The sequence below is a fragment of the Yoonia sp. I 8.24 genome (assembly GCF_022096995.1).
GTDB lineage: Bacteria > Pseudomonadota > Alphaproteobacteria > Rhodobacterales > Rhodobacteraceae > Yoonia.
Window position 1 is genome coordinate 216977 of sequence record NZ_JACXGQ010000005.1, and the last position, 14809, is coordinate 231785.

At 50.7% G+C, this 14809-nt stretch carries 17 protein-coding genes; 9 read left to right on the forward strand and 8 right to left on the reverse strand.

The genetic code is table 11. The features are described 5' to 3' along the window. Nucleotides 1-7: 7 nt before the first annotated feature. Nucleotides 8-664: a Tim44/TimA family putative adaptor protein gene (locus Yoon_RS11840; protein WP_238112445.1), complete on the reverse strand. Its 657-nt coding sequence runs from the start codon at nt 662-664 to the stop codon at nt 8-10. Nucleotides 665-775: 111 nt separating this feature from the next. Here Yoon_RS11840 and Yoon_RS11845 point away from each other — a divergent pair, with 111 nt between their 5' ends. Both Yoon_RS11845 and secB read left to right on the forward strand, forming a co-directional pair. Next, nucleotides 776-1255, forward strand: coding sequence for an FxsA family protein (locus Yoon_RS11845; RefSeq protein WP_238112446.1), 480 nt, complete (start codon nt 776-778; stop codon nt 1253-1255). Nucleotides 1256-1313: 58 nt separating this feature from the next. Further along, nucleotides 1314-1814, forward strand: a complete 501-nt coding sequence (gene secB, locus Yoon_RS11850; protein ID WP_238112447.1) for a protein-export chaperone SecB — start codon at nt 1314-1316, stop codon at nt 1812-1814. Here secB and dnaQ read toward each other — a convergent pair. From dnaQ to Yoon_RS11870, 4 genes are read right to left on the reverse strand one after another with little or no spacing between them, the layout of a single operon-like run. Continuing rightward, on the reverse strand, nt 1807-2538 hold the full coding sequence (gene dnaQ / locus Yoon_RS11855) for a DNA polymerase III subunit epsilon (protein WP_238112448.1): 732 nt from the start codon (nt 2536-2538) through the stop codon (nt 1807-1809). The two genes, secB and dnaQ, sit on opposite strands and share 8 nt — an antisense overlap. Further along, complete coding sequence (gene coaE, locus Yoon_RS11860; RefSeq protein ID WP_238112449.1) at nt 2519-3121, reverse strand: dephospho-CoA kinase; 603 nt, start codon at nt 3119-3121, stop codon at nt 2519-2521. Before coaE ends, dnaQ begins: the two co-directional genes overlap by 20 nt. After that, nucleotides 3118-3945 (reverse strand): shikimate dehydrogenase, encoded by an 828-nt coding sequence (locus Yoon_RS11865; protein ID WP_238112450.1) that lies wholly within the window; start codon nt 3943-3945, stop codon nt 3118-3120. Before Yoon_RS11865 ends, coaE begins: the two co-directional genes overlap by 4 nt. Next, nucleotides 3942-4541 (reverse strand): nucleoside triphosphate pyrophosphatase, encoded by a 600-nt coding sequence (locus Yoon_RS11870; RefSeq protein WP_238112452.1) that lies wholly within the window; start codon nt 4539-4541, stop codon nt 3942-3944. The genes Yoon_RS11865 and Yoon_RS11870 overlap by 4 nt, the downstream gene beginning before the upstream one ends. A 406-nt stretch (nt 4542-4947) precedes the next feature. Between Yoon_RS11870 and hemJ the strand changes: the two genes are divergently transcribed. From hemJ to Yoon_RS11905, 7 genes are all read left to right on the forward strand, one after another. Then, a complete protein-coding gene (gene hemJ / locus Yoon_RS11875) occupies nt 4948-5397 on the forward strand; it encodes a protoporphyrinogen oxidase HemJ (RefSeq protein ID WP_238112454.1) in 450 nt (149 codons plus the stop codon). A gap of 120 nt (nt 5398-5517) precedes the next feature. Beyond that, nucleotides 5518-6789 carry a transcription termination factor Rho gene (rho, locus tag Yoon_RS11880; RefSeq protein WP_113778413.1) on the forward strand — a complete coding sequence of 424 codons (1272 nt, stop codon included), beginning with the start codon at nt 5518-5520 and terminating at the stop codon, nt 6787-6789. A 29-nt stretch (nt 6790-6818) separates the two neighbouring features. Next, nucleotides 6819-8099: a tRNA uridine-5-carboxymethylaminomethyl(34) synthesis GTPase MnmE gene (mnmE, locus tag Yoon_RS11885; RefSeq protein ID WP_238112652.1), complete on the forward strand. Its 1281-nt coding sequence runs from the start codon at nt 6819-6821 to the stop codon at nt 8097-8099. An 11-nt stretch (nt 8100-8110) separates the two neighbouring features. After that, nucleotides 8111-9982: a tRNA uridine-5-carboxymethylaminomethyl(34) synthesis enzyme MnmG gene (gene mnmG / locus Yoon_RS11890; protein WP_238112456.1), complete on the forward strand. Its 1872-nt coding sequence runs from the start codon at nt 8111-8113 to the stop codon at nt 9980-9982. Between the two features lies 1 nt (nt 9983). Then, a complete protein-coding gene (gene rsmG / locus Yoon_RS11895; RefSeq protein WP_238112457.1) occupies nt 9984-10604 on the forward strand; it encodes a 16S rRNA (guanine(527)-N(7))-methyltransferase RsmG in 621 nt (206 codons plus the stop codon). Continuing rightward, nucleotides 10591-11388 (forward strand): ParA family protein, encoded by a 798-nt coding sequence (locus Yoon_RS11900; RefSeq protein WP_370642162.1) that lies wholly within the window; start codon nt 10591-10593, stop codon nt 11386-11388. The genes rsmG and Yoon_RS11900 overlap by 14 nt, the downstream gene beginning before the upstream one ends. 3 nt (nt 11389-11391) lie before the next feature. Next, entirely contained in the window at nt 11392-12279 is an 888-nt protein-coding gene (locus Yoon_RS11905; RefSeq protein ID WP_238112458.1) for a ParB/RepB/Spo0J family partition protein, read from the forward strand. Here Yoon_RS11905 and hemW read toward each other — a convergent pair. The 3 genes from hemW to rph are packed head-to-tail and all read right to left on the reverse strand — an operon-like array spanning nt 12276 to nt 14735. Next, nucleotides 12276-13427: a radical SAM family heme chaperone HemW gene (gene hemW / locus Yoon_RS11910; protein WP_238112459.1), complete on the reverse strand. Its 1152-nt coding sequence runs from the start codon at nt 13425-13427 to the stop codon at nt 12276-12278. The two genes, Yoon_RS11905 and hemW, sit on opposite strands and share 4 nt — an antisense overlap. Further along, nucleotides 13420-14028 (reverse strand): RdgB/HAM1 family non-canonical purine NTP pyrophosphatase, encoded by a 609-nt coding sequence (gene rdgB / locus Yoon_RS11915; protein ID WP_238112460.1) that lies wholly within the window; start codon nt 14026-14028, stop codon nt 13420-13422. The genes hemW and rdgB overlap by 8 nt, the downstream gene beginning before the upstream one ends. After that, on the reverse strand, nt 14028-14735 hold the full coding sequence (gene rph, locus Yoon_RS11920; RefSeq protein WP_238112461.1) for a ribonuclease PH: 708 nt from the start codon (nt 14733-14735) through the stop codon (nt 14028-14030). Before rph ends, rdgB begins: the two co-directional genes overlap by 1 nt. Between the last annotated feature and the right edge of the window lie 74 nt (nt 14736-14809).

The window sequence follows — 14809 nt, forward strand, 5'->3', positions numbered from 1 at the left end:
CTGCACCTTATTCGCCTGTCGCGACCAGTTTCCAGTTTGGATCACCCGCGTCCATGACGCGCGAGAATGTCCAAGTATCTTTCTGACGCTTCACTTCTTTATCGCTACCTTCGACGATATCACCGCCAATATCGCGCACAACTGATGTCATTTCAGATTTAAAGCGCATTGAGATTTCCGCCTCTTTCGTGGCATCATCAAATTCTGCCTCAACCAGTGACATATCGCTGACACCAATGAATGTGGCATCGACAGTCAACCCTTTGGCTTTGCGATCTTCGACAACAAATGCGAATGCTTCATAGACTTCATCTGAGATGAAGGCTTTGATTTCATTCAAGTCGCCCTTTTCAAACGCCATCAAGATCATTTCATAGGCGCCACGTGCGCCACCTAGAAATTCCGATACGTTGAACGACGGATCAACGCGTTTCATCGCGGCCAGCGCGATCGCCGCATCACTACCTTCGGCTACGTGATCGTTGATGTCCCAATCTGGGCCGTCCTGCACAATCTCAAGATTAGGTTTTTTACGGCGGTCCTCTTCCGGTTTGCGCGCGACAGGTTTTTCAAAACCTTCACGCGTTCCCAATACGCCACGTAGACGCAGGATCAAAAAAACGGCGATGCCAGCAAGCACCAAGAGTTCAACAAAAGAGTTCATCAGGGCCTCAATCAAGGTAGGGCATGGAAAACTGCCCGGTCCAACCCTATGTAGGTGCTGTACAAGGCCAAGTCCACCTTGGCCGGAACAAGTTTAGAAAGGCGCCCTGCTATGTGGCTACTGCTGGCATTTATCGCGGTCCCCATGATCGAAATCGCACTGTTTATTCAGGTTGGCGGAATAATCGGGATTTGGTGGACACTTTTGATCGTCCTGACAACGGCGGTTGCCGGTTCATATCTGGTACGCCAACAAGGGTTACGCGAACTTGGAAAGCTGCAACAATCGTTTTCCGAGATGCACGATCCGTCCGAACCTTTGGCCAATGGGGCGATGATCCTATTTTCTGGGGCTCTTTTGCTAACGCCAGGGTTTTTTACTGATATTGTTGGACTTTCGCTTTTGGTGCCAAAGGTGCGCAAAGCCGCCTATGTCTGGGGGCGTTCAAAGGTGAAGGTCGCGACATTTAGCGCTGGTGGGACGCAGCAGCGACCGCAGCACCCCCAAGATCAAGTCATAGATGGCGATTTTCAGGATGTAACCGGGGATAAAAAGCCAACACATCCGCCATCTGGCTGGACGCAGCATTGAGCCTTGCCAGATTGGCTGTTAGGAAAACGCCAACAGAATTTAACCGGAGCAGTTTATAATGTCTGATACCCCTGAAAACGGTGCCGCCGCAGCGCAGGCCCCTCAAGTCACTAGCCGCGTGATCGCGCAATACATTCGCGATATGTCTTTCGAAAACATCCTTGCCCAAAAAGGTGTTTCTGGCGACGCGCAGCCTGAAATTCAGGTCCAAGTAAACCTTGATGCACGCAAACGTTCTGCGGACAACCAGTACGAAGTCATCACAAAGCTGAACATCACAAGCAAAACCAAAGAAAAAGGTGAGCCGCTGTTCGTTCTTGAACTTGAATATGCTGGCGTTTTCCAAATTGAAGGCGTGCCAGAAGCACAAATGCACCCTTACTTGCTGATCGAATGCCCACGCATCACGTTCCCATTCGTGCGCCGCATCGTCAGCGACGTCACTCGTGACGGTGGTTTCCCAGCCCTGAACCTTGAAACAATTGATTTTGTTTCACTTTACCGTTCTGAATTGGCGCGCCGCGCCGAAGCTGAAAAAGCAAAAGAAACAGTTAACTAAGCTTTTTCCACAAAGCATCGTCGCCCAATTTGTCAACAAAGGCAGTATGGGCGGCGGTTTCTTCGGCTGTGCGTTTAGACGCCAAGGGCTGGGGCCGCGCCGATGGGCGCCATTCTTCGGATTGATTGCTATTTGTTTTTGCACGCCCATCAGAGGCAAGCGCAAAATCTGGCTGACGGCCACCGATCAGTTCTAGGTACACTTCCGCCAGAATTTCACTGTCAAGCAACGCGCCGTGCAACGTCCGCGACGAGTTGTCGATGCTAAAACGGCGACAAAGCGCATCAAGTGACGCAGGCGATCCGGGGAATTTGCGCCGCGCAATTGCCAAAGTATCCAACGATTGATCCATCGGCAAAAGGGGAAGACCGAGCCAGCCCAGCTCTGCGTTCAGGAATTTCATATCAAATGCAGCATTGTGAATGACCATCCGCGCATCACCGACAAAATCGACAAAGCTTTGTGCGATATCTTTGAACACGGGTTTATCGCGCAGGATGACTTGGCCGGGTTGCGGGTCTTGTGGGGGTTCTAGTAGATCAGGCCCAATCCCATGAATTGCGAACGCGTCGGCGGGCATTCTGCGTTCAGGGTTGATATATTCGTGGTAGGTCCGGCCAGTCGGCATGTGACCGATCAGTTCAATCGCACCTATTTCAACGATACGGTCGCCGTCGTTGGGTTCAAACCCGGTAGTTTCAGTATCAAGTACGATCTCGCGCATCGGTTTGCCCTTTTAACTTTGCAATCAGGTTTTGCACGGCAAGGGCGGTCGCGTCTAGCGTCAGCGTTTCGATTATGTGATCGGCCCGGTCACGTTTTTCAGCGTCAGGTATCTGTCGCGCGCAGATCATTTCAAATTGCGTTTCCGTCATGCCCGGTCGTGCCATGACCCGCGACTTTTGAACATCCGTTGGGGCCGACACAACCAAAACGGAATCGAGCCATGCATCTGCGCCAGTTTCAAACAACAGTGGAATATCAAACACAACGAGCGGGTCATTGTGATCTGCAATAAACTTTTTGCGGCTTGTTGCAACAAGCGGATGCACGACCTCTTCGAGTTGAAAAAGTACTTTCGGATCTTGCGCGAGCACGGTTTTTAACACGTCGCGTGACACCGCACCATCAACGATTGCTGCGGGCAAAAATCTGGCTATTGGCGCCACGGCTGCACCACCATTTGCATATAGCTCATGAACCGTAGCATCAGCATCCCAGACAGGAATGCCCGCATCGCGAAACATTTGCGCGGTCGCGGATTTGCCCATGCCAATCGACCCGGTCAAACCCAATAAATGTGTCACGCTAAAACAGCCCGACGGGTTGCTTCATCGACCTCGGGCCGCCGCCCAAACCAGCGTTCAAATCCAGGAACGCCTTGGTGCAACAACATACCCAACCCATCAACCGCCGTGCAGCCGACGGCTTCGGCAGCTTTTAAAAACGGGGTCCGTAGCGGGTTATAAACAATATCGGTCACAACTGTTTCAGGGCGCAATGCGTCTAGCGAAACCTTAAAATCTGCAGCGCCTTTCATACCAAGCGACGTCGTGTTGACCAGCAAATGCGCGTCGGCCAGAGCCGTGTCAGCCCGTACCCAATCAACGACACGAATCCGCGCGCCAAAATCAGCGCGTAGCGCTTCCGCCTTGGCCCGGGTGCGATTGCTGATGATAATTTCGGGAACGCCGGCATCCGCAAGCGCTACAATAATTGCGCGCGCAGCGCCCCCAGCGCCGAATATCATCGCGGAACCAGATTTAGGGTCCCAATCGGGGGCACCCTGCCGCAAATTAGAAATGAAACCGTAACCGTCTGTATTATCTGCGAAAATACGCCCGTCTTCAGTGAAAGTAAGCGTATTTGCAGCGCCAATAAGCGTTGCGCGGTCCGTGATTTTATCCGCGAATTCCAACACAGCAATCTTATGTGGAAGCGTGACATTCATACCAACAAACCCTTGATTGGGCAGTTCTCGTAGCGTTTTTCCTAAATCCTGTTCGCTGACTTCCAACGCAGTATAGGCGCCTTCAATCCCATACCGATCAAGCCAGTAGCTGTGCAATTTCGGAGACAGAGAATGTGAAATCGGGTTGCCGATCACGCAGGCGCGCGGCGTATTAGTCATGAGGGCAAATCCCCGCGCAATGTCAGATATGATAGTAGTTCCAAAAGTGGCAGCCCCAGCACGTTGAAATAATCCCCATCAATGCGTGTGAACAAACGCACGCCTTCCTCTTCGAGCTTATAGGCTCCGACACTGTGGCGGATGCTTTCCCAGTTCCGATCGACATAATCCTGCAAATATGTGTCGCTTGCGTCACGCATTTGCAGCCGAACAGTGCCAACATGACGCCAGAGCGGCTTGCCTTCGCCATAAATGACCGCCGCTGAGAGCAATTGATGTTTATCGCCGCGCAGTGATTGCAGTTGTTCGAGCGCCCGAGCCGGTGTTTCGGGTTTTGATAATATTGTGCGACCCTTCGCTAAAATTTGATCACAACCGATGACAAGTGCATCTGGATGTTTCGCCGCAACGCGCTGTGCTTTGAGTTCTGCGAGAGTATCGGCAATATCTCGCGGTGACGCCTCTTCGGCGGTCAGCGACTGACGGATCATATCTTCATCGATGCGTGCTTTGGCGACGGAGAACGGCACGGCCGCATTACGTAATAAGGTCGCGCGAATTTCAGAACCAGAAGCCAAAATAATCGGGGTGGTCATGTGGATAACCCTTTGGAAAAACGATGTGTCAGCCTGCGGACGGTCAGAGGGATAAAGATCACCACCCATAAGCCTGTGCGAAAGTCACGAGTTGTGCCACCTGTTATGCCGATTTTTCCACCGTGGGAAAGCATAAGTCGACCCTGTGGAAGAATCGTCTCTCAAGTCAGTGTCAATATGAAGTCGGCACCTATCTGCAATCAAAAAATCGCTGATAAAATATTGATAAATATAAATTATTTTTGAAATATCTGCCTCTAAGTCAAAATTTTTCTGCTTGTTTTCCCTTGGGATAAGTCTGCGGATGAAAAAACAAACCACAGAAATTCGCTGTACTAACAACATCATCATCTTTTCTTTCTTTATATATTTATTAAGAGTGACTGACCGAAAGTGAGGCGATAACATGCTCGATTTTCTAAGTGCGTATTATGATTGGATCAAAGCGATCCATATCATGGCCGTGATTTCATGGATGGCGGGGATGTTTTATCTACCGCGCCTATTTGTTTATCACGCAGAACGGGCAGAAGTTGGATCAGACTTGGATCAAACGTTTCAAATTATGGAAGAGAAACTGCTACGCGTCATTATTAATCCTGCGATGATAGTCACATGGGTAGCTGGGTTGATCATGTTGTCGATGGGCGCTTTTGATTGGGGATCTGTTTGGTCATGGTCGAAGATTATCGCTGTGCTGCTTATGAGCGGGTTTCACGGCTGGTTGAGTAAGCGCCGTAAAGAGTTTGTTGCTGGGGTGAATACGCGCTCTGGGCGGGTTTACAGGCTTGCTAATGAGGTCCCGACAGTGCTGATGGTGATTATCGTGGTGTCGGTCGTCGTAAGGCCGTTTTAGCGGCGCGTTGACTTGGGGCGCCTAGTTGCCTATATCGGTTCCAGCTTCCCGTCCGGGAAAAGCATTTTCCATTTCTAAAACTGAATGACACTGGCCTACGGGTGAGTGCTGGATTTTATCATGTCACTACACCGTTTGAACCTGTCTGACCTAAAGGCGCAAAGCCCCAAGGATCTGTTGTCGCTTGCTGAAGAGCTAGAGATTGAGAATGCGTCCACCATGCGCAAAGGCGACATGATGTTCGCCATTCTCAAAGAACGCGCGGACGAAGAATGGGTGATTGGCGGAGATGGTGTTCTTGAAGTTCTTCAAGACGGTTTTGGTTTTTTGCGGTCGCCAGAGGCAAACTATCTGCCGGGCCCGGATGATATTTACGTATCACCAGATATGATCCGTAAACATTCATTGCGCACTGGCGATACCGTCGAGGGCGTGATGAAAGAGCCAAACGATACCGAGCGTTACTTTGCGCTGACAGTCGTTGAGGCAATCAACTTTGAAGCGCCAGAAAAGGCGAAACACAAAGTTGCCTTTGATAACCTGACGCCATTGTATCCAGAAGAGCGGTTGAAGATGGAGGTCGAAGATCCGACGATCAAAGACCGATCTGCCCGGATTATTGATTTGGTATCGCCAATCGGAAAAGGGCAACGTGCCCTAATCGTGGCACCACCGCGGACGGGTAAGACGGTTCTGCTGCAGAACATTGCAAACTCCATCGAGAAGAACCACCCGGAATGCTATCTGATCGTTTTGTTGATCGATGAACGCCCCGAAGAGGTGACCGACATGCAGCGGTCTGTAAAGGGTGAAGTTGTATCATCGACATTTGATGAACCCGCGACGCGCCACGTTGCCGTATCTGAGATGGTTATTGAAAAGGCAAAACGCTTGGTCGAGCATAAGCGCGATGTTGTTATTCTGCTGGATTCTATTACGCGATTAGGCCGGGCATTTAACACGACCGTACCGTCATCCGGCAAGGTTTTGACCGGTGGTGTAGACGCGAATGCGCTGCAACGTCCAAAGCGTTTCTTTGGGGCTGCACGGAATATCGAAGAAGGTGGGTCACTGACGATCATTGCGACTGCGCTGATCGATACCGGGTCACGGATGGATGAAGTTATCTTTGAAGAATTCAAAGGGACGGGTAACTCCGAGATCGTGTTGGATCGCAAAGTTGCAGATAAACGCGTCTTCCCGGCAATGGATATCTTGAAATCCGGGACCCGGAAGGAAGAGTTGCTGGTTGATAAGGGCGATTTGGCCAAGACATATGTGCTGCGTCGAATCTTGAACCCAATGGGAACAACAGATGCGATCGAGTTCTTGATTGGGAAGTTGAAGCAAACGAAGACAAATTCGGACTTCTTCGATTCGATGAATACGTAACTTATTGTTATAAGACAATGGGTTGAATGATGGATACGATTTTTGCCTTAGCCACAGCCAAGGGCCGTGCCGGTGTGGCCGTGGTGCGTTTGTCTGGACCTCATGCGGTTAGATCTGCAGGAAAGTTGATGGGTGATGTACCTGTTAGCCGTGGCGTGCGTGAGCTGCGAAATCAGGCAGGGCAGCTTCTTGATGAGGCCTTTGTGCTGCGGTTTACAGAGGGCAAGAGTTTCACCGGGGAAGAGGTTGTTGAGCTACACCTTCATGGGAGCCCAGCGGTGCTTGCGACTGTCTTGCGAGAGCTTGGAGATGATCCTGATTTGCGGCCGGCTGAGGCTGGGGAATTCACTCATCGCGCAATGGACAATGGGCAGCTTGATCTTGCACAGGTTGAAGGCCTCGCAGATTTGATCGACGCGGAAACGGAAAGTCAACGTAGGCAAGCGGTCCGTGTTTTTTCTGGCGCTTTGGGAATGTTGGCTGATGGTTGGCGGGTAAAACTGATCCGCGCGGCAGCACTTTTGGAAGCCACAATTGATTTCGCGGATGAAGAAGTTCCGGTTGATGTTTCACCTGAGGTTCGAGAGCTCATCGGTGTGGTGAAGGAGGAAATGCGACGCGAAGCCAAAGGGGTGCAGATTGCAGAACGTTTGCGCGACGGTTTTGAGGTGGCGATTATAGGTGCACCAAATGTCGGAAAATCCACGTTGTTGAACCGGCTTGCCGGACGCGATGTTGCAATTACTTCTGAAATTGCGGGAACAACGCGTGACGTGATCGAGGTACGGCTTGATCTGGATGGTATAGCGGTAACCCTTCTTGATACGGCAGGATTGCGCGATACCGATGATATAGTAGAGGAGCTGGGTGTCCAGCGCGCGAGAGAGCGGGCGGAACGGGCAGACATACGCGTACATATGTTGTTGACAAATGATACAAGACCTCAAAATATTGGGGTAGATGATATTTTGGTTCAGGCAAAATCAGACTTGGGCCATGAAGGCGGCCTAGCTGTTTCTGGCCAAACAGGCGCAGGCGTTGATGCCTTGGTTGATCAAATTTCAGCGATTTTGAAGGAACGAGTAGCTTCTGTTGGAATTGCGATGCGAGAACGGCACCGCGTCGCGATGCTGCGCGCAATCGATTTTTTGGAAGTGGCAGAGAAAGATCTGAGTAGCGATTTGGGTATGACTGATTTGATTGCTGAAGAACTGCGGTCGGCAATTCGCGCAGTGGATAGCCTTGTCGGGCGCGTTGATGTAGAACAGGTCCTTGATGAGATCTTTTCGAGTTTCTGCATCGGTAAATAGGAGTGTTTCACGTGAAACATTGTGACTTCGACGTGATCGTAATTGGTGGCGGACATGCGGGGGCCGAAGCCGCCCACGCGTCTGCACGAATGGGTGCGCGCACGGCACTAGTGACATTAACGAAGCAATCTATTGGGGTAATGTCTTGTAATCCGGCAATTGGCGGGCTGGGTAAAGGGCACCTCGTGCGCGAGATTGATGCACTAGATGGCGTTATGGCGCGTGTCGCAGATCGGGCGGGCATCCAGTTTAGGTTGTTAAACCGCAAAAAGGGGCCTGCTGTTCAAGGCCCGCGGGCCCAAGCAGACCGCGAAATATACCGCAAAACGATGCAAGCAGAGCTAAATGTAGTAGAAAACCTCACGATCATTGAAGGAGAGGCGGTCGATCTCATTGTGAAAAGCGGTCGCGTTGCGGGTGTTGTGATGGCGGGGGATACGCAGCTTTCGGCGAATAGCGTGATCTTAACGACTGGTACATTTTTGCGCGGCGTCATTCATATTGGAGATGTCTCACGCCCCGGTGGCCGTATGGGTGACAGACCATCTGTCAAAATGGCGGAACGGCTAGACAGTTTTGAGTTAGCGCTCGGGCGGTTGAAGACGGGAACTCCGCCAAGACTTGATGGGCGCACAATTCGTTGGGATTTATTGGAAGCACAACCAAGTGATGTGGATCCGACGATGTTTTCGTTTATGTCCAACGGCGTTTTTGCGCCGCAAATTGATTGCGGAATAACACATACAAATGAACGGACTCATGATATTATCCGGGCAAACCTTGACCGATCGGCCATGTATGGAGGGCATATTGATGGAGTAGGCCCGCGATATTGCCCTTCTATTGAAGATAAGGTTGTGCGGTTCGCTGATAAGACGTCCCACCAGATTTTTCTTGAACCTGAAGGTGTAAATGATGACACCGTTTATCCGAATGGCATTTCCACATCGCTTCCAGAAGAGATACAACGAGATTATGTAAATTCTATCTATGGCCTTGAAAATGCTAAGATATTGCAGCCTGGATATGCGATTGAATATGATTATGTGGATCCCAGATCGCTGACAGCAACGCTAGAACTGCGGGATGTGCCGGGGCTTTATCTCGCTGGTCAAATTAATGGCACAACTGGTTATGAAGAAGCGGCGGCGCAGGGGCTTGTCGCTGGGTTGAATGCCGCTGCGCATTCTCAGGATGCGGAACCGATCAAATTCAGTCGCCGACATTCTTATATTGGCGTAATGATCGATGACTTGATTACAAAAGGTGTTTCAGAACCATACCGCATGTTTACTTCTCGGGCAGAATTTAGACTGTCGCTGCGGGCGGATAACGCCGATCAAAGGTTGACGGCGTTTGGGCATGCAATTGGTTGCGTGGGTCATGAGCGATGGGCGCAGTTTTCTGACAAGATGGAAAAAATCTCGGCAGTGCAATCGTCACTGTCGAATATTTTCCTTTCGTCACGGGATATTGCGGCCCAAGGTGCAAATTTGAACGTTGATGGGCCACGCCGTTCTGCGCTTGAAGCGCTGGCGTTGACCGATTTTGATTTTCCGCAGTTGATCCGTCTGTTACCCGAATTGTCAGATATCTCGATTGATGTTCGTGATCAGATCAAAAAGGACGCGCTGTATGCACATTATGTGCAACGTCAGCAGTCGGATGTTGCAGCGATGGAGCGTGATGAAAAGCAAGTTATTCCAGCTGAAATCAATTACCGCGCGGTGAAAGGGCTTTCAAATGAGCTCGTAAGTAAGCTTGAATCCATTCGGCCGTCCGATATCGCGCAGGCGGGTCGAATTGAAGGGATGACCCCGGCGGGGCTTATGCTCATTGTTGCGATGATAAAGCGCGATCAAAAAGCCAAGACAGGTAGCTGATATGGGATATGATGTAGGCGGGGTGAATGTTTCACGTGAAACATTCGATGATCTGCACAGGTTCTCGGAACTTGTACAAAAGTGGACGGCCAAGATTAATCTTATATCGCCGAGCACTGTGAGTTCGCTGTGGGAACGACATATCGTTGATTCTGCACAGATTTATGCGTCAGCGCCCAAGACCTACGACAAATGGGTCGATATTGGCAGTGGCGGTGGGTTTCCTGGCATTGTTGTTGCTATAATTGGTAAGGTTGCGCAACCAAATGCAAAATTTATTTTGATCGAAAGCGACCAACGGAAAGCAACATTTTTGCGTTCTGCCATCAGAGAGTTGAATTTACCTGCAAAAGTACTTGCTGAACGTATTGAAAGTGCCGCCCCTCAAGATGCAGATATAGTATCTGCACGCGCGCTATCTACCTTATCTATGCTTTTGCCATTTGTAGATCGCCATTTGAAACCGGAAGGGCAAGCTGTTCTTCACAAAGGAAAAAGAGCGAGAGAAGAAGTTGCCGATGCCGCGATAAACTGGCGGTTTGCGCTTGAAGACTCGACTAGTTTGACCGATCCTGAAGCTCAAATTCTTATTGTCAAAGGGATATCCCGTGTCAGTGAATAGCTGCAAAATTATCGCGATCGCGAACCAAAAAGGCGGAGTCGGCAAAACGACGACCACGATCAACTTGGGCGCAGCATTGGCTGAAAAAAAGAGAAAAGTCCTTTTGATTGACCTAGATCCACAGGGAAACGCATCAACCGGACTAGGTATTGAGCATGATCAGCGTAGCATCACAACATATGACCTGTTGTCGGGCGATGCGACAATGGAGGAGGCAGCGGGCGCAACCTCGATCAAGAATCTTTCCATCATTCCTGCAACAACTGATCTCAGCTCTGCCGATATTGAACTGATGGACAACGAAAAGCGCAGTTTTTTACTGCGCTACGTGCTGCAAGAGGCGTCGCAATCTGTCGCAAAATACGACTATATATTGATAGATTGCCCACCATCTCTCAATATATTGACAGTAAATGCGATGGTGGCCGCGGATTCCATTTTGGTACCGCTGCAAAGTGAATTCTTTGCACTTGAAGGCCTATCGCAGCTTATCCTAACTGTGCGTGATGTTCGCCAGTCAGCGAATCCAGATTTAAGCATCGAAGGCATTGTTCTGACAATGTATGACAGCCGTAATAATCTTTCGATCCAAGTCGAAGACGATGCCCGCGAAAACATGGGCGATATGGTTTTCAAAACGGTAATCCCGCGCAACGTTCGACTAAGCGAAGCTCCATCGTTTGCAATGCCGGTTTTGGAATATGATGGAGCCTCAAAGGGGGCTATCGCCTATCGCGCACTTGCGCGTGAAGTCATTCAAAAAAATACAAAAAAGAGGGCATAAATCATGGCAGGAAATGCAAAAAAATCACGCGGTTTAGGGCGTGGCCTGTCAGCTTTGATGTCCGATGTCGGGCAGGACGATACTTCAATTGATAACCCACGCCGCCCAGATCTACTTGTTCCAGTCGAACATATTGTCCCGAATCCCGATCAGCCGCGCCGTACGTTCCGGGATGAAGCACTCAATGATCTGGCGGCATCGATTGCTGAAAAAGGCATTATTCAGCCACTTATTGTGCGGGCATCGCCTAATAACCCCAGCACTTATGAAATTGTCGCGGGTGAGCGGCGTTGGCGCGCGGCGCAGATGGCAAAACTGCACGAAATCCCCGTTCTTTTGCGTGAATATACGGATACCGAAGTTCTCGAAGTCGCAATTATTGAAAATATTCAACGCGACGATCTGAATGCCGTTGATGAGGCGGCCGGGTATCGTCAACTGATGGATCGCTTTGGCCATACACAAGAACAGCTTGCGACCGCACTGGGTAAAAGCCGTAGTCATATTGCCAACCTTTTGCGCCTATTGAACTTGCCGGACGAGGTTCAAACCTACCTTGTGCAGGGTCAACTGTCCGCAGGTCATGCGCGTGCATTGGTCGGGAATGAGCGCGCAAAAGAAATCGCGCGCGAAGTGATTCAGCGTAATCTGTCTGTGCGCGAAACCGAAAAATTGGTCAAGCAGGGCCCAGCGGTCAAACGACGCTCGGTTTCCGGTGCGCCTGTCGCGAAGGATGCGGATACAGTGCAAATCGAAAATGAGCTTACAGCTGCATTGCGGATGAAAGTAACGATCGATCATAAGGCCGGCGAAGAGGGTGGCAAACTTGCGATTAGCTACAAATCGCTCGACCAGCTTGATGATCTTTTGCGCGCGTTATCCGGTGGTTAATCTGCAAGAAGTTCGCGTAAGACTGCATTTAGAATTGGGCGGCCTTTTTCCGTTACTACGAGGCGACCCGCACTTGTATTCACCATACCGAGATCAGTTAAGTTACTGATATTTATTTTAATATTTTCGGTGATCCCGATCCGTTCGATCAACACACCTTCGCGCAGCCGCATGCCCATAAGCAACAGCTCTGACCGCTGATCTTCCGTAGATAACTTGCAGCGCAAACTATCGCCATTTCCTGTCTTGCTGACCTGCGCCAACCATTGCATTGGCGCTAGTGGTGCCTCTGTCGCGTATCGGTCTCCGCCAAGCGTTAACCGTCCATGCGCGCCGGGACCAATCCCGGCATAATCGCCATAGCGCCAATAGATTTGATTGTGGATGCTTTCAAACCCAGGGCGGGCGTGGTTCGAAACTTCGTAACAGTCGAAATTGGCAGCCGCGCAGATGTCTTGCGTCAATGCATACATATCCGCTGCCACGTCATCATTGGGCAGTCCACGCAGTTTCCCAGCAGCGTAACGATTGCCAAAGGCAGTGCCGTCTTCGATTGTCAGCTGATAAAGTGACAGATGATCAATCGCTAAACTCAAGGCTTGATTCAATTCAGCCCGCCAATCCGCCAAATTTTGTCCCTGGCGGGCATAAATCAGGTCAAAACTGACCCGATCAAACGTCTCTCTGGCCGTGCTGAAGGCTGTCAGCGCCTCCTGAGCGGTGTGAAGGCGGCCTAGGGCACGTAAATCTGCGTCGTTTAGGGCCTGAATTCCCATCGAAACACGGTTTACACCGGCATCCCGATACCCGGCAAAGCGTCCCGCCTCGACAGATGTCGGGTTTGCTTCAAGTGTGATTTCGATATTATTCGCCATTGACCACGTCGCGCGCACCTTTGTTAGGATCGCATCGACAAGATCGGGATCCATCATACTTGGCGTGCCACCACCAAAAAATACCGATTTCAAGATGCGCCCTTGGGTCTGGGCGCCAATTCGGTCGATTTCACCTAAATAGGCGGATTGCCATGCAGCCTGATCGATCTTTGCGACGACATGGCTGTTGAAATCACAATAGGGGCATTTGGCCTGACAAAATGGCCAATGGATATAAAGCCCAAAACCCCCATGTTCCCAATCCTCAAGCAAAGCAGCCTGCAATCAGTTTTTGAAACGCATCGGCGCGGTGGCTGATTTTGTTTTTTTCCCAACGATCCATTTCACCAAATGTGATGTCATATCCTTTTGGCTGGAAAATCGGATCGTAACCATGGCCTTGCGCGCCACGCATTGGCCAGACAATTTGGCCAGGCATGACGCCGGGGAAAACTTCATCATGTCCATCCGGCCAAGCAAGAACAAGCGTACAACAAAACCTAGCGGTACGTGGGAACGGCGCAGAAACAGACTCTAACTCTGCCCAACTCCGTTCCATCGCCATAACAAAATCACGGCCATTCGGTGTTTCGGCCCAATCTGCCGTATACACGCCGGGTGCCCCATTTAGCCCGTCGATCTCAATTCCACTATCATCGGCAAGCGCAGGTAACCCCGTTGCCTTTGCAGCCGCATGGGCCTTAATGCGGGCATTTCCTACGAATGTCGTTTCGGTTTCATCAGGCTCTGGAAGCCCATGATCGTCGTTTGATGTCAACGCTATGCCGTAGGGCTGTAAAAGATCAGCAATCTCTTCCAGCTTCCCTTTGTTATGGGTCGCGATGACGAGCTGTTTTCCATCAAACTTGCGCATTAGCTTACCGCGGCCAGTTGTGCGACCTTCAGTTCTGACACGCCTTTTTCAGCAAGATCAAGCAGCGCATCCATTTGCGCGCGTGAATAGGTAGAACCCTCGGCGGACATTTGCACCTCGACCAGCTTGCCGCCCGTCATGACAAAGTTTCCGTCGACACCCGCTTCGCTATCTTCGGGGTAATCGAGATCAAGCACCTCTTGTCCGGCATAAATACCGCAAGAAATCGCAGCGACCGGATCAACCAGCGGATCAGAAATCACATCTCCGGCTTTCATCAGTTTTTGTACCGCCAGTTTCAATGCCACCCAACCGCCAGTGATCGACGCACAACGTGTTCCGCCATCGGCTTGGATGACATCGCAGTCGACGACGATCTGACGTTCACCCAAGGCCACACGATCAACGCCAGCACGCAGCGACCGCCCGATAAGCCGTTGAATTTCTTGGGTACGCCCTGACTGACCGTTCTTGGCTTCACGCCGCATTCGGGTGTTGGTTGCACGGGGCAGCATCCCATATTCAGCGGTTACCCAGCCAAGCCCAGAATTCTTCAAAAACGGTGGCACACGGGCGTCAATTGTCGCGGTGCATAAAACATGTGTGTTCCCACATTTAATCAAGCAAGAGCCTTCCGCATGCATGGTCACATCTGTTTCGATGGAAATTTCACGCATTTCGTTCGTTTGACGTCCAGATGGGCGCATGTGGTCACTCCTTTTGATTGCCTGTTTGGGATACGCTGCCCACATATGAAATCCAACCCCGATTGACGCCGGGG

What these genes read in the sequence shown, in the direction of transcription:
- Yoon_RS11840 (WP_238112445.1), bottom strand. Translation starts at nt 664, where the DNA reads ATGAACTCTTTTGTTGAACTCTTGGTGCTTGCTGGCATCGCCGTTTTT.
- rph (WP_238112461.1), bottom strand. Translation starts at nt 14,735, where the DNA reads ATGCGCCCATCTGGACGTCAAACGAACGAAATGCGTGAAATTTCCATC.
- Yoon_RS11870 (WP_238112452.1), bottom strand. Translation starts at nt 4,541, where the DNA reads ATGACCACCCCGATTATTTTGGCTTCTGGTTCTGAAATTCGCGCGACC.
- mnmE (WP_238112652.1), top strand. Translation starts at nt 6,819, where the DNA reads ATGGATACGATTTTTGCCTTAGCCACAGCCAAGGGCCGTGCCGGTGTG.
- rho (WP_113778413.1), top strand. Translation starts at nt 5,518, where the DNA reads ATGTCACTACACCGTTTGAACCTGTCTGACCTAAAGGCGCAAAGCCCC.
- Yoon_RS11905 (WP_238112458.1), top strand. Translation starts at nt 11,392, where the DNA reads ATGGCAGGAAATGCAAAAAAATCACGCGGTTTAGGGCGTGGCCTGTCA.
- dnaQ (WP_238112448.1), bottom strand. Translation starts at nt 2,538, where the DNA reads ATGCGCGAGATCGTACTTGATACTGAAACTACCGGGTTTGAACCCAAC.
- rdgB (WP_238112460.1), bottom strand. Translation starts at nt 14,028, where the DNA reads ATGCGCAAGTTTGATGGAAAACAGCTCGTCATCGCGACCCATAACAAA.
- hemJ (WP_238112454.1), top strand. Translation starts at nt 4,948, where the DNA reads ATGCTCGATTTTCTAAGTGCGTATTATGATTGGATCAAAGCGATCCAT.
- rsmG (WP_238112457.1), top strand. Translation starts at nt 9,984, where the DNA reads ATGGGATATGATGTAGGCGGGGTGAATGTTTCACGTGAAACATTCGAT.
- Yoon_RS11845 (WP_238112446.1), top strand. Translation starts at nt 776, where the DNA reads ATGTGGCTACTGCTGGCATTTATCGCGGTCCCCATGATCGAAATCGCA.
- Yoon_RS11865 (WP_238112450.1), bottom strand. Translation starts at nt 3,945, where the DNA reads ATGACTAATACGCCGCGCGCCTGCGTGATCGGCAACCCGATTTCACAT.
- secB (WP_238112447.1), top strand. Translation starts at nt 1,314, where the DNA reads ATGTCTGATACCCCTGAAAACGGTGCCGCCGCAGCGCAGGCCCCTCAA.